This window comes from Brucella sp. NBRC 12950, from assembly GCF_030268145.1.
Lineage (GTDB): Bacteria > Pseudomonadota > Alphaproteobacteria > Rhizobiales > Rhizobiaceae > Brucella.
This window is the reverse complement of the sequence record NZ_BSQC01000001.1, coordinates 397,986-411,120: the sequence shown is the minus strand read 5'-3', so window position 1 is coordinate 411,120 and position 13,135 is coordinate 397,986. Positions and strand designations below refer to the sequence as shown.

Genomic DNA, 13,135 nt, shown 5'->3' with positions numbered 1-13,135 from the left:
GATTTTAAAGCGCTTGAGAAAGACGGATCGAAATGGTGACTTATATCGAAGCGACGAGCGCGCCGATGAAATATACTGGGCAGATCAGGCTCTATGGCCCGGATGCCTTTGAAGGTATGCGCAAGGTCTGTAACCTCACCGCTCGTTGCCTTGATGCATTGAATGACATTGTCAAGCCGGGCGTCACTACCAACGAAATCGACCGCTTCGTCTTTGAATTCGGCATGGATAATGGCGCCTTCCCGGCGACACTTAATTATCGCGGCTATACAAAATCGACCTGCACCTCAATCAATCACGTCGTTTGCCACGGCATTCCGGACGATAAGCCTCTCCGTGAAGGCGACATCGTCAACATCGACGTCACCTATCTGCTCGATGGCTGGCACGGCGATTCCAGCCGCATGTATTCGGTAGGTGAAATCAAGCGTGCGGCGGAGCGCCTGCTGGAAGTCACCTATGAGAGCCTGCTGCGCGGCATTGCTGCGGTAAAACCCGGTGCAAAAACCGGCGCAATTGGAGCAGCCATCCAGACCTATGCCGAAGGCGAGCGCTGCTCTGTAGTGCGCGATTTTTGCGGCCACGGCGTTGGTCAGCTTTTCCATGATGCACCGAACATTCTGCATTATGGCACTGTCAACGAAGGCGTCGAAATCAAGGAAGGCATGATCTTCACGATCGAGCCAATGATCAATCTGGGCAAGCCGGGCGTGAAAGTGCTGTCGGATGGTTGGACGGCAGTTACACGCGACCGTTCGCTGACGGCACAATACGAACACACTGTCGGCGTTACTAAAGATGGCTGTGAAATATTCACACTGTCACCAAAGAATGTTTTTGGCCCGCCATCCATGCGGTAAGCGTAAGTAAATATTGTCTGTCTGTTTCTGCGGGGGTTTAAACAGAATGGCACCGAAAGATAAAAAAACGGGGAGTTTAGACCTCCCCGGATTCAATGAAGGCAATCAGATCGGCCTGCGGCTCGAAAAACCGCACCATTTGGGCCACCGTGACAGGCTTCGCCAGCGTTTCAAGGCGGCATCAGATGCGCTCGCGGACTATGAATTGCTCGAACTTCTTCTGTTCCGCGTTATTCCGCGGGCCGACACCAAGCCGATCGCAAAGTCTTTGCTTACCCGTTTTGGCTCTCTCGCCGAAGTTCTTGGTGCACCCGAAAAACTTATTGCCGAAACGCCGGGCGTTGGCCCTTCCATAGCGCTTGAACTCAAAATAGTTGAGGCAATAGCCAAACGTTCCGCACGTAGCATGGTGATGGAGCGCGAAGTTTTAGGCTCATGGAGCCAAGTAATCGCATACTGCACGACCGCAATGGCCTATGAAACGCGAGAGCAGTTCCGCGTGCTTTTCCTCGACAAGAAAAATCGCCTCATCGCAGACGAAGTGCAGCAACAGGGAACGGTCGATCACACGCCAGTCTATCCGCGCGAGGTCGTACGACGAGCACTGGAGCTTTCTGCAACCGCGATAATCGTCGTTCACAATCATCCGTCTGGCGATCCGACACCATCGCGGGCTGACATCGACATGACGAAACTTCTGATCGATGCGGCCAAAGCTTTGAGTATCTCGATCCACGACCACATCATTATCGGCAAGCACGGTCATATCAGTATGCGAGGCCTGAAACTGATTTAGAGCGCATCCCTAAAAGTGCGGCGCGGTTTTCGGAAAAAGATGCCGTAGAAACAAATGAACAGTGCATTTCCAATAACTCAATCAAAACTGGAAATGCTCTATTCTCGGACCTGTGAATGGTTACCATTCATTAAGCATATGAACGGAAACGCGGGCTTACCTCTACAAATTAGCTCGAATTTTCTTAAATTTAGACACAATCACAAGCGACGAAGCGAATAGTTCAAGGGGCTTCAAATCCGCCCCTGTCATAAGAGTTAAAGTATATTTCTCGTCAGCGTTTTCGGCGGGAAAACTGGAGTAAAAAATGTTGAAGCGTTCTTACATCGCCGCGGCGTTCGGTGCCGCAATCGTTGCCTTTGCTGGCCCGTCCTTTGCTGCTGACATGATGGGCGGCGCGGATTACACCTACAACGAGCCGATTGCATCCGGTCCTCATGACTGGTCGGGCAACTACGTCGGCGCACAGATCGGCGCTTCGTCGTCCCGCGTTCCTGGCCCATTCACGAACCGTACTGGCTTCCTTGGTGGCGCGGTTGTCGGCAAAAATATGCAGAGCGGTAATGTTGTTTTCGGTGGTGAGCTCGAGGGTAACTTCGCAGAAGCTGAACATCGTATCGGCAATGGCGGCAGCCTCCAGCAGTCTTGGAATGCAAATGCCAAGGGCAAAGTCGGCTATGCTTTCGACAAAACATTGGTTTACGGCACTGCTGGCTATGGCGTAACGAAGTTCAAGGCCAAGGATGCAACCACGTCCGCTCCAGGCTGGGAAGGCGGAGCACTGATCGGCGCAGGCGTTGAACAGGCACTTTCTGGTCCAATTTCCATCAAGGCTGAATATGACTTCCAGCGCTTCAACGATGTGAAGTCGAAGGTAAATGGCGTTAGCCAGACGAACAATTTGAAGAATCATTCGATCAAGGCCGGTGTAAACTACCGCTTCTGATTCTTGACGAAGGACACTTCAGTCCATTTTCGCATAAGCTCATTCTGCTTTTGCACAAAAGGCTGCGCTTACCGGCGCAGCCTTTTCTTTTGCACAATTTCTCAGGCTGGAAAGGCTGCAGCGGCTATCGTGCCACCCCTCATGCCACTTGACTTCGCTAGCTCCCAACTTCTTATATATCAACGGTTCGAGTGGGGCGCTCATCACCAGTAATTCTCAAGTGAATTCCGGCAGCGTTGAATCCCTATTGGGAACCGGCTTTCAATTGGGTGGCGAGACATATCTTCGCCGTTCAGCTAGGAATGGAAAATGCAGCGCGTTTTTGACGGACATAATGATGTCCTTCTGCGTCTTTGGGAAAACCAGCGCAATGGTGGCGACCCAATCAAGGAATTCATCGACGGCACGTCGATTGGCCACATAGATCGCCCCCGCTCGCTGAAGGGCGGTCTGGCTGGCGGTATCTGCGCCATCTACATCCCATCTGGCCACCATATCAAACTGGGCAAGCCAGATCAGAACGGACATTACGAAACGCCGCTTTCGCCTCCACTGGAACGCGCTCCATCTCTTGACATCGCTCTTGAATTTGCTTCGCTGGCACTCCGCCTCGAAGAAGCTGGCGGCTGGAAACTTTGCCGCAACGGCAAAGAATTAGACGAGGCACTGACGAGCGACACATTCGCGGCAGTTCTTCATATGGAAGGCTGCGAAGCCATCGACGCCGATCTGGCAGCACTAGACGTCTTTTACGCCGCAGGACTGCGCTCGCTCGGCCCGGTCTGGAGCCGAAACAATATTTTCGCACATGGCGTACCCTTTGCGTTCCCTATGAGCCCTGACACAGGTCCAGGCCTGACAGAAGCCGGTGAACGTTTGGTCAAGGAATGCAATCGCAAAGGCATCCTCATCGACCTCGCGCACATCACCGAAAAAGGATTTTGGGATGTGGCAAAGCTTAGCGATCAGCCACTTATTGCCAGCCATTCCAATGCACATACTCTCACCCCTGTCGCACGCAATCTGACAGATCGTCAGCTTGATGCGATCCGTGACAGTAAAGGCCTTGCCGGTCTCAACTACGCAACCACCATGCTGCGCAGCGATGGCATCGAGAATGCAAATACACCGCTTTCAGATATGGTACGCCACGTAGATTACATGGTTGAGCGCATGGGCATCGATTGCGTGGCGCTCGGTTCTGACTACGACGGCGCAACCATTCCAAACGAAATCGGTGATGCAGCAGGTACGCAAAATCTCGTCACGGCGCTGCGGGAAGCAGGTTATAGTGAAGATGAACTCGCGAAGCTTTGCCGCGACAACTGGATAAGAGTGCTTAAACAGGCTTGGCACGAAGCAGCCTGATCGCTCGATAACAAAATCCCAAAACAAAATGACAGAAAGGGAACTAAAATGATGCATTTCGGACGTTTTCGTATTCTTGCAGCCGGTGCAGCTCTTGCTGCAGTTATGGCTGCAAATCCGGCATTGTCGGCAACGCCGGCCGATACACTCGTTCAGGCTTGGGCTATCGATGACACCATCACGCTCGATCCGGCCGAATCCTTCGAACTTTCGCCAGCAGAATTCATCGGCAACGCCTATGACATGCTGGTTCGTCTCGACATCAACGACACATCGAAAGTTGTGCCGGGCGTGGCAGAAAGCTGGACCATTTCTGATGACGGCCTCACCTACACGTTCAAGATGAAGCCGGGCATCAAGTTTGCTTCCGGCAACCCGCTGACTGCAAAGGACGTGGCTTACTCGTTCGAACGCGCTGTTCGTCTCGACAAGAGCCCGGCGTTCATTCTGACCCAGTTCGGTCTCAATGGTGAAAACGTCACGGAAAATGCCAAGGCGGTTGACGACACCACCTTCGTTCTGAAGGTCGACAAGGCTTATGCTCCAAGCTTCGTGCTGAACTGTCTCACCGCTACGATTGGCGCGGTTGTGGATCAGAAGCTGCTTGAAGAGCATTCTGTAAAGGTCACTCCGACTGACGATTATAAGTACGAAACCGACTATGCCGCAGCATGGCTCAAGACCGGCTATGCAGGTTCGGGTCCATTCAAGATCCGTGACTGGCGCGCCAATGAAGTTGTCGTTCTGGAACGCAACGACAATTACTATGGCGAAAAGCCGAAGCTCGCCCGCGTCTTCTATCGTCACGTCAAGGAAAGCGCCACGCAGCGTCTGATGCTTGAATCGGGTGACGTCGATGTCGCGCGCAATCTTGAGCCGGGCGATCTGGAAGCAGTTCAGAAAAACAAGGATCTGGCCGTCGCCAGTGCTCCAAAGGGTACCGTTTATTATATCTCGCTCAACCAGAAAAATCCGAACCTGGCTAAGCCAGAAGTTCGCGAAGCCTTCAAATATCTGGTTGATTACGATGCAATCGGCGCTACTCTCATCAAGGGCATCGGCGAAGTTCGCCAGACCTATCAGGCAAAGGGTGTTCTCGGCGCTCTTGACGCTGCCCCCTACAAGCTCGACGTTGAAAAGGCGAAGGAACTGCTCGAAAAAGCTGGTCTCAAGGACGGTCTTTCGATCACCTTCGACGTTCGCAACACACAGCCTGTGACCGGCATTGCCGAATCCTTCCAGCAGTCCGCCGCCAAGGCTGGCGTCAAGATCGAGATCATTCCGGGCGACGGTAAGCAGACGCTGACCAAGTATCGCGCGCGTAACCACGATCTTTACATCGGCCAGTGGGGCATGGACTATTGGGATCCAAACTCCAATGCTGAAGCCTTCACGTCCAACCCGGACAATGGCGACGATGCTTCCAACAAGACGCTCGCATGGCGTAATGCATGGGACATTCCTGCACTGACCGAGGAAACCAAGGCTGCACTTCTGGAACGCGACAACGACAAGCGCGCCGCAATCTATCAGAAGCTTCAGCAGGAAGCTCTTGATCAGAGCCCATTCGTAATGCTGTTCCAGCAGACCGAAGTTGCCGGCGTTCGTGGCGGTGTGAAGGGCTACAAGCTCGGCCCGACATTCGACTCGAACTTCCTCGCACCGATCAGCAAAGACTGATCTGAAGAACGGTCAGACAATTGAGCACGACAACAACTGTAACTAAAAAGAGGGGCGCCCGACGGCGCTCCTCTTCCATCGCTAAAGCGATTGCCAGCTTTCTGGTCATCGTTATTACCACTTATCTCGGCCTTCTGGCCGTCACGTTTTTCATCGGCCGCGTTGTGCCGATTGATCCGGTTCTCGCCATTGTCGGCGACCGCGCACCCGCACATGTGGTCGAGCGCGTGCGTCAGGAGATGGGCTTCAACCTCCCCTATTACCAGCAGTTCTACCTTTATGTGAAAGGTGTCTTGCAAGGCGATTTCGGCACATCGGTACTGACCACAAATCCGGTCATGACTGATATTCGCCGCGTATTCCCAGCAACGATGGAACTCGCAACCATTGGAACGATCATCGGCGCCCTGCTCGGAATTCCGCTCGGTGTTCTGGCGGCAGTCAAGCGCGGCAGCATCATTGACCAGATCGTACGCGTGATCGGCCTTGTCGGCTATTCTGTGCCAATCTTCTGGCTCGGTATGCTCGCACTTCTGATTTTCTATGCGCGCCTCGGCTGGACGTCTGGCCCCGGACGCATCGATATCACGTTCGAATACACCTTCACACCGATCACTGGCTTCTACCTTGTCGACGCCATCATCCAGCGCGATTGGGAAGCACTGCGCAACATCGTTTCGCATCTCATTCTGCCGTCGGCTCTGCTAGGCTATTTCAGCTTGGCCTATATCAGCCGCATGACGCGTTCTTTCATGCTCAACGAGCTTGAACAGGAATATATCGTAGCAGCGCGCGCGAAAGGCATTTCGGAAACCCGCATCATATGGGGCCATGCTCTTCGCAATGCCGCAGTGCCACTTGTGACGGTGATTGCGCTTTCCTATGCAGGCTTGCTCGAAGGTTCAGTTTTGACCGAGACAATCTTCTCGTGGCCGGGTCTTGGTCTTTACATCACCAACTCGCTGCAAAATGCTGACATGAATGCCGTCCTCGGTGGCACAATCATCATCGGGTCGGTCTTTATCGCGCTCAACCTGGTATCCGATCTGCTGTATCGGCTTCTCGATCCAAGGACGCGCGCACGATGAGCCAAATGACAGAAACATCCAATCTTTCGTGGCGCGACTGGCTGCTCTCCGAGCGTCCGCAATCGCGTATGCAGGCACGCCTCGGCCGTTCTTACATGGTCTGGCGCCGCTTTACGGCCAATAAGCTGGCCGTTCTCGGTCTGCTTATCATCATTGCATTGCTGCTCGTTGCAGCCTTCGCCAATTTACTGGCACCGCATTCGCCTTATAGTGGCGACTTGGCCAATGCTCGTCTGCTGCCTCCGGGCACACCGGGCTATCTGCTTGGAACCGATGATCAGGGACGTGATATTCTCTCACGCCTGATCTATGGCTCACGCCTGACACTTTACGTCGTCTTGCTGGTTGCCGTCATTGCTGCGCCTATCGGCCTTCTCGTCGGTACAGTTGCTGGTTACGCCGGTGGCTGGGTCGATGCTGTTCTCATGCGCATCACCGATATTTTCCTTGCTTTCCCGAAGCTCATTCTGGCACTCGCCTTTGTCGCAGCTTTGGGACCGGGCATTGAAAACGCCATCATCGCAATCGCGATCACCTCATGGCCGCCCTACGCGCGTATTGCGCGCGCTGAAACCCTTACGATTCGCAACTCGGATTATATTTCCGCCGTGCGTCTGATGGGCGCGTCACCTTTCCGCATCATCCTGCGCCATGTGATGCCGCTCTGCACATCTTCGCTGATTGTGCGCGTAACGCTTGATATGGCTGGCATCATTCTGACAGCAGCGGGCCTTGGCTTCCTTGGCCTTGGTGCTCAGCCACCATTGCCTGAGTGGGGCGCAATGATTGCGTCTGGCCGTCGCTTCATTCTCGACCAGTGGTGGGTAGCAGCCATGCCGGGTATTGCGATTCTCGTGGTCAGCCTTGGCTTCAACTTCCTTGGCGATGGCCTGCGTGATGCACTCGATCCGCGGGGTAACAACCAATGAAGCCACTTCTGACAGTTGAAGACCTCCGCGTCACTTTCCCTACCCGCACAGGCGCGATTGAAGCAGTACGTGGCGTAAGCTTTACGCTTGGTCGCGAGCGTCTCGGGATCGTTGGTGAATCCGGGTCCGGCAAATCGCAGACCGGACGCGCGATCATGGGGCTTACCCCACCGCACGCGAAGATCACCGCCAAGAAGCTTGAATTTGACGGAATCGATCTTCTCAATGCGTCACCTCGTGAACGTCGCGCCTTGCGCGGCGGCCGGGTTGCCATGGTGTTGCAGGACCCGAAATATTCGCTCAATCCTGTCATGACTATCGGCAAGCAAATCGCGGAAACGCTGAAAGCACATGGCAAGTTTTCGAGTTCGGAAATCCGCACTCGTTCAATTGCCATGCTGGAAGCCGTACAGATCAGAGATGCTGAACGCGTGATGAAACTCTATCCGCACGAAGTTTCGGGCGGCATGGGACAGCGCGTCATGATCGCTATGATGCTGGTCGCGGAACCGGAAATGCTGATCGCAGATGAGCCAACCTCTGCACTTGATGTGACAGTTCAGCTCGAAGTGCTTGGCATTCTCGACAAGCTCGTGGCAGAGCGCGGCATGGGCCTCATCTTCGTGAGCCACGATTTGCGTCTCGTATCGTCCTTCTGCGACCGCGTCATCGTCATGTATGCTGGTAAGATCGTTGAGGAACTTGCGGCAAGTGATCTTGCAAATGCGAAACACCCTTATACGCAAGGATTGCTGAACTGCATGCCCAAACTCGGAGCTGACCGCCATCCGCTACCTACCTTGCAGCGTGAGGAGGCATGGCGTCTATGAGCACCGCACCAGCTCTCAGCGTCGACAAGATCGACGTATTTTTCGACGAATTCCACGCGCTCAAATCGGTCAGCATCGATGTCGCACGCGGGGAATCTTATGGACTGGTGGGCGAGTCCGGCTCCGGTAAATCCACGCTTCTGCGTGCAGTAGCCGGGCTTGCACCTGTCGACGACGGTGAAATCCGTATTGACGGAAAGCCACTTAAGACACCGCGCGACAAAGCGTTCTACCGCAATGTTCAGATGGTGTTTCAGGACCCTTACGGCTCTCTGCATCCACGTCAGACGGTCGATCGCCTGCTGCTTGAACCGCTTGCAGTGCATGGCATAGGTGATACAGAAAAGCGCATCGTTCGCGCGCTTGATGAGGTGGGCCTGGGTTCAGGCTTCCGTTTCCGCTATCCGCACCAGCTATCGGGCGGTCAGCGTCAGCGTATCGCCATTGCACGCGCACTCATCATCGAGCCAAGTATTTTGCTTCTCGACGAACCTACATCTGCGCTCGATGCCTCCGTACAGGCTGAGGTACTCAACCTGCTTGAACAAGTGCGGCGCGACCGCAAGCTGACCTTCGTTATGGTCAGCCACGATCTCGCAGTCGTTACGCATATGTGTGATCGGTTGGCGGTGATGCGCAACGGTGAAGTTGTCGAGCAGCTTGAAGCCGGGGATCTTGTCAGAGGCAATATCAATGCTGACTATACAAAGAACCTGATGAGGGCCAGTGAAGGCTTCAGGCGCTAAAAACAAGGGGACCAAAAGGTCCCCTTTTTCAATAGCCATTCTGAAAAGCGTGAAACGCACGTCGGATAAAACCGGCTTACAGCGGTTCCAGTTAAGAATGAATCGTTGGAAACGCTGTAAATCAATGCACGGTTGGTACTTTAGTCGTCTGCACCGCGGCGTGCACTATCGCCATCCAGACCACGGCGCCAATAGGCAACGATCAGCTGCTTATCCTTTGGAATATTCCGCTCTTTACGCATATAGGTGCGGATGGACCTGAATGCGTTGAATTCGCATCCCGCCCACACATAGATGCTCTCTTCGCCTTCGGGCAGTTCAACTGCGCGTACGGCATCCTGCAGAAGCGTCGTGGTTCCAGCTTCAGCACCTTTGCGGTGTAGCCACTGCAGATCAACGTCAGCACGCGATTGAATGGCCTGTTCTTCCGCATCACTGTCGATTTCAATGCGTACGACAGCTTTGGCACCTTCTGGAAGACGCTCCAGAATCCGTCCGATTGCCGGCAGAGCCGTTTCATCACCCGCCAGCAGATACCAGTTCGCATCAGCGGCAGCATCACCACCCCCAGGCCCTGTCATGCCAACAATATCGCCCGGCTTGGCGCTTATAGCCCAACCGGAACCCGGCGCATCGCAATCGTCACCATGAACAACCATATCGATATCAACCCAGCCAGCTTGAGCATCAATCTGGCGGATCGTGTAAACACGGGTAGCGAGCTTGGCTTCGCCTTCCGGCCAGACGGGGCGACCGTCTTCACCGGACACAGGCCATTGCGGCGTAGCGAGACCTTTTGGTGGGAACAACAGACGGATATGCAGACCCGTATGGGCAAAGCGCGCAAGTTCGTTTCCCTTCAGGCGGACACGGCGCATGTGCGGCGTAACATTGCTGACAGCGACTACCTGCATTTCGCGGAAGTAAGGCAGTGGCAGACCTGCTGCACCGTCACCTTCCCAGATGATCCGAGGCTTTGGGCTGCCCTTTTCAAGAAATTCCATCACATGTTCAACGATGGAGTATTTCATATAGGCTAGGCTAGTTTCGTCGCGGCTTTTCACATCGACCGATACTGCGTCCTTGTCCCACTGAACATCAGCCTGTCCGAAGCTTAACACAAGTCGCGCACTGTTTTCCTGCCGCTCTACATCAGCATGTTCGACAAAATGATCAAGAACCTGATCAAGAATACGAGATGGATTATTGACGATGAAACGTGTGCTGGCGTTCAGGCTCAATTCGGACATGCCTGTTCTCCTCATCATGGAATGTGAGCCAGCCATACCCGAATTTAACATGAGGGTTCAAGTCATCATTTAACTTTAACGCCGCAATAAATCGTGACGGGCAGTGCCTGACGCCATGCATCAAAGGAACCAAGCGCCCCTGCTTGCGCAACCTGCAACCGGGTCAGTTCACCGCCATATCGCTGCTGCCAGTTGAAAAGCTGCATTTCGCTTTGCAATGTAACAGCATTGGCAACCAAGCGCCCGCCGGGCTTTAGGGCTTTCCAGCAAGCTTCGATCACGCCCGCATCTGTAACACCACCACCAATGAAAATCGCATCCGGTGCTTCGAGGCCACTCAACGCTTCAGGCGCTTCGCCTTTCACAAGCTGCAGACCGGGCACGCCCAGAGCACGCGCGTTGCGCTCAATGATCGCTTGCCGCGTTTCATCAGCTTCGATTGCGATAGCCCGACAAGAAGGATGAACACGCATCCATTCAATGCCAATCGAGCCACAACCAGCACCTACATCCCATAAAAGCTCATGCGGCAGCGGCTGCAACCGTGACAGTGTCACTGCACGTATATCGCGCTTTGTCAGCTGCCCGTCATTTTCAAAAGCATGATCTGGCAATCCGCTGACAGGCGAAAAAACAACCGCATCTGGCGCCGCGATGCATTCAATTGCCAAAACATTGAGATCGGCACAGTTTTCATGTGACCAGCCATCAGCACTGCCAATGATAGATTTTTCCTTTGTTCCGCCGAGATGCTCAAGCACTGTCAGACGGCTTTGGCCAAAGCCTTTGGCCTTTAGAAGTGCTGCAGCTTTCGCAGGCGTCGTACCATCATTACTCAATACGAGGATCTTCTCGCCCGGCAGGATATACGGTGCCAGCAGTTCAAACGGACGACCATGCACGCTGACTATGCGTACTTCTTGCAAAGGCCACGCCATACGGCTTGCCGCCAGCGACAATGACGATGGAAACGGGATGATCTGCATATCCTGTGTCGAGAAATGACGGCTCAGCGATGCGCCCATGCCAAAGAACATCGGATCACCGCTAGCCAGCACCACAACTTGCCTGCCGCGTTGGGCTTCAATCATTGGAAATGCATTATCGAACGGTGACGGCCATGAAATCTGCTCGGCTTCAACGTCAGGATTGAGCAAGGCCAGATGCCGCTTGCCGCCGAAAATCACATCAGCACGGTTGAGTACGTCGCGAGCGTTCTTTCCAAGACCCGCCAGCCCGTCCTCACCAATACCGATAACCGTCAGCCAGCAGCTCATAAGCATTGCTCCTTTTCTTTGTTCGTATGGCGGGGCAGTAGCAAGTGCAAGCGCGAAGGCGTATAAGGCCAATATGTTGAGCCAGCAAAATAGCCAGACCATTACTATCAGACCCGACCGGCGTAGCGCCTGTCCGGGACTTTCGCGCATGGTGATGAGCAAGGATGGCGCAATCGCCCGCATCAAGCTCCGGCTCGGAAGGCTCAGCGTGGCACAGGCTCATGCTATCGCAGATATCGCCGAACGATTTGAAACGGGCGCGATTGAATTGTCGATTCGCTCCAACATTCAGCTTCGCGGCATTCATCCCGACGTCTGGCCGAATGTAATTAGCGCACTTTATGAGGCCGGACTTGGTCCAGAAAACGCGGCGGCTGATGATGTTCGTAATGTCATGGTAAGCCCCACTGCTGGTATTGACCCCAACCAAATCAGTGATGTGACCGGGTTAGCGGCTAAGCTGCTTTCCGTTTTGCAGGACAACGAAACTTATCACGCGCTGTCGCCCAAATTCTCGCTCCAGATCGACGGTGGCGAAGGTTGCGCTATGGTTTCGCATCCAGGCGATATCTGGCTCTCAGCAATTGAAGGTGGCAAGGCCTATGCTTTTGGACTGGCTTCCTCGCCTGACAAACAGGCGCTTGGCACAATTTCAAACGACCACGCCCTGCCTTTTATCGAAGCTCTGCTACAGCATTTCCTTGGCGCGAGCCAAAAAGGCATTGCTCGCATGAAGCACCTCTTCGAGGTGATGCCAGTCGCAGAGTTTCTGCAAACACTTCCGTTCGCATTTGATGCATCAGCAAGCTGGCAGCGCAAAGCACCCACCGCTCACGCCCATCTTGGCTTAAATCGCCAGCTCGACGGCAACTTCTATGTCGGTGCCATGCCGCTGCTTGGTCGCCTGACACCGCAGCAACTGCGTGGACTTACAAAGCTTGCAAACGAAGAACTGCATCTCACCCCATGGCAAGGCATTCTGATCCCACATATTGTGGAAGCTGAAGGCAAGAGCATCATCAGCCACCTACATGCCCTTGGGTTCTCCTCCGATCCTACCTCACCTGCCGCCCGCCTTCGGGCCTGTTCCGGTTCCAAAGGCTGCGCCTCGGCTCTCGCAGATACACAGGCAGACAGTGAAAAGCTTGCGCGTAAGCTACGCAGCGACACCGCACAGATTCACATCACGGGCTGCGCCAAATCCTGCGCCGCACTTTCTCCCTTGCCACACACGCTTCTCGCCCGCTCCCCAATGCATTACGACCTATTTTTGCAAGACAAAGCTGGACCAGCACGCTTCGGACGGCTATTTGCGTCAAACATCACCATTGATGAGGCAGCAAAGCTGCTGAACAAATAGCAAAA

12 protein-coding genes are annotated in these 13,135 nt (G+C 54.1%); 10 read left to right on the top strand and 2 right to left on the bottom strand.

The features are described from left to right. Positions 1-32: 32 nt before the first annotated feature. The 9 genes from map (at position 33) to QSJ70_RS01875 (ending at position 9,243) form a co-directional block, all read left to right on the top strand. Complete coding sequence (gene map / locus QSJ70_RS01915; protein WP_105518661.1) at positions 33-860, top strand: type I methionyl aminopeptidase; 828 nt, start codon at positions 33-35, stop codon at positions 858-860. A gap of 46 nt (positions 861-906) precedes the next feature. Further along, positions 907-1,656, top strand: coding sequence for a RadC family protein (gene radC / locus QSJ70_RS01910; protein WP_285534616.1), 750 nt, complete (start codon positions 907-909; stop codon positions 1,654-1,656). Between the two features lie 307 nt (positions 1,657-1,963). Then, positions 1,964-2,602 carry an outer membrane protein gene (locus QSJ70_RS01905; protein ID WP_007875519.1) on the top strand — a complete coding sequence of 213 codons (639 nt, stop codon included), beginning with the start codon at positions 1,964-1,966 and terminating at the stop codon, positions 2,600-2,602. Between the two features lie 309 nt (positions 2,603-2,911). Beyond that, a complete protein-coding gene (locus QSJ70_RS01900) occupies positions 2,912-3,970 on the top strand; it encodes a dipeptidase (protein ID WP_079212004.1) in 1,059 nt (352 codons plus the stop codon). A 48-nt stretch (positions 3,971-4,018) separates the two neighbouring features. After that, complete coding sequence (locus QSJ70_RS01895; protein WP_039859854.1) at positions 4,019-5,650, top strand: ABC transporter substrate-binding protein; 1,632 nt, start codon at positions 4,019-4,021, stop codon at positions 5,648-5,650. 20 nt (positions 5,651-5,670) lie between these two features. Then, positions 5,671-6,738, top strand: coding sequence for an ABC transporter permease (locus QSJ70_RS01890; RefSeq protein ID WP_007875525.1), 1,068 nt, complete (start codon positions 5,671-5,673; stop codon positions 6,736-6,738). Then, on the top strand, positions 6,735-7,667 hold the full coding sequence (locus QSJ70_RS01885; protein ID WP_285534613.1) for an ABC transporter permease: 933 nt from the start codon (positions 6,735-6,737) through the stop codon (positions 7,665-7,667). Before QSJ70_RS01890 ends, QSJ70_RS01885 begins: the two co-directional genes overlap by 4 nt. Further along, positions 7,664-8,497, top strand: a complete 834-nt coding sequence (locus QSJ70_RS01880; protein ID WP_007875530.1) for an ABC transporter ATP-binding protein — start codon at positions 7,664-7,666, stop codon at positions 8,495-8,497. The genes QSJ70_RS01885 and QSJ70_RS01880 overlap by 4 nt, the downstream gene beginning before the upstream one ends. After that, positions 8,494-9,243 carry an ABC transporter ATP-binding protein gene (locus QSJ70_RS01875; protein WP_285534611.1) on the top strand — a complete coding sequence of 250 codons (750 nt, stop codon included), beginning with the start codon at positions 8,494-8,496 and terminating at the stop codon, positions 9,241-9,243. Before QSJ70_RS01880 ends, QSJ70_RS01875 begins: the two co-directional genes overlap by 4 nt. A gap of 140 nt (positions 9,244-9,383) precedes the next feature. On the opposite strand, the gene QSJ70_RS01870 is transcribed toward QSJ70_RS01875, so the two are convergent. Both QSJ70_RS01870 and cbiE read right to left on the bottom strand, forming a co-directional pair. Continuing rightward, complete coding sequence (locus QSJ70_RS01870; protein ID WP_285534610.1) at positions 9,384-10,493, bottom strand: siderophore-interacting protein; 1,110 nt, start codon at positions 10,491-10,493, stop codon at positions 9,384-9,386. Between the two features lie 65 nt (positions 10,494-10,558). After that, positions 10,559-11,770 (bottom strand): precorrin-6y C5,15-methyltransferase (decarboxylating) subunit CbiE, encoded by a 1,212-nt coding sequence (gene cbiE, locus QSJ70_RS01865; protein WP_285534609.1) that lies wholly within the window; start codon positions 11,768-11,770, stop codon positions 10,559-10,561. A 73-nt stretch (positions 11,771-11,843) separates the two neighbouring features. Between cbiE and cobG the strand changes: the two genes are divergently transcribed. Then, entirely contained in the window at positions 11,844-13,130 is a 1,287-nt protein-coding gene (cobG, locus tag QSJ70_RS01860; RefSeq protein WP_285534608.1) for a precorrin-3B synthase, read from the top strand. Positions 13,131-13,135 lie beyond the last annotated feature (5 nt).

Bases quoted from the DNA above. Each gene is read 5' to 3' on its own strand.
- map (WP_105518661.1), top strand. From the start codon at position 33: ATGGTGACTTATATCGAAGCGACGAGCGCGCCGATGAAATATACTGGG.
- radC (WP_285534616.1), top strand. From the start codon at position 907: ATGGCACCGAAAGATAAAAAAACGGGGAGTTTAGACCTCCCCGGATTC.
- QSJ70_RS01905 (WP_007875519.1), top strand. From the start codon at position 1,964: ATGTTGAAGCGTTCTTACATCGCCGCGGCGTTCGGTGCCGCAATCGTT.
- QSJ70_RS01900 (WP_079212004.1), top strand. From the start codon at position 2,912: ATGCAGCGCGTTTTTGACGGACATAATGATGTCCTTCTGCGTCTTTGG.
- QSJ70_RS01895 (WP_039859854.1), top strand. From the start codon at position 4,019: ATGATGCATTTCGGACGTTTTCGTATTCTTGCAGCCGGTGCAGCTCTT.
- QSJ70_RS01885 (WP_285534613.1), top strand. From the start codon at position 6,735: ATGAGCCAAATGACAGAAACATCCAATCTTTCGTGGCGCGACTGGCTG.
- QSJ70_RS01880 (WP_007875530.1), top strand. From the start codon at position 7,664: ATGAAGCCACTTCTGACAGTTGAAGACCTCCGCGTCACTTTCCCTACC.
- QSJ70_RS01875 (WP_285534611.1), top strand. From the start codon at position 8,494: ATGAGCACCGCACCAGCTCTCAGCGTCGACAAGATCGACGTATTTTTC.
- QSJ70_RS01870 (WP_285534610.1), bottom strand. From the start codon at position 10,493: ATGTCCGAATTGAGCCTGAACGCCAGCACACGTTTCATCGTCAATAAT.
- cbiE (WP_285534609.1), bottom strand. From the start codon at position 11,770: ATGAGCTGCTGGCTGACGGTTATCGGTATTGGTGAGGACGGGCTGGCG.
- cobG (WP_285534608.1), top strand. From the start codon at position 11,844: ATGTTGAGCCAGCAAAATAGCCAGACCATTACTATCAGACCCGACCGG.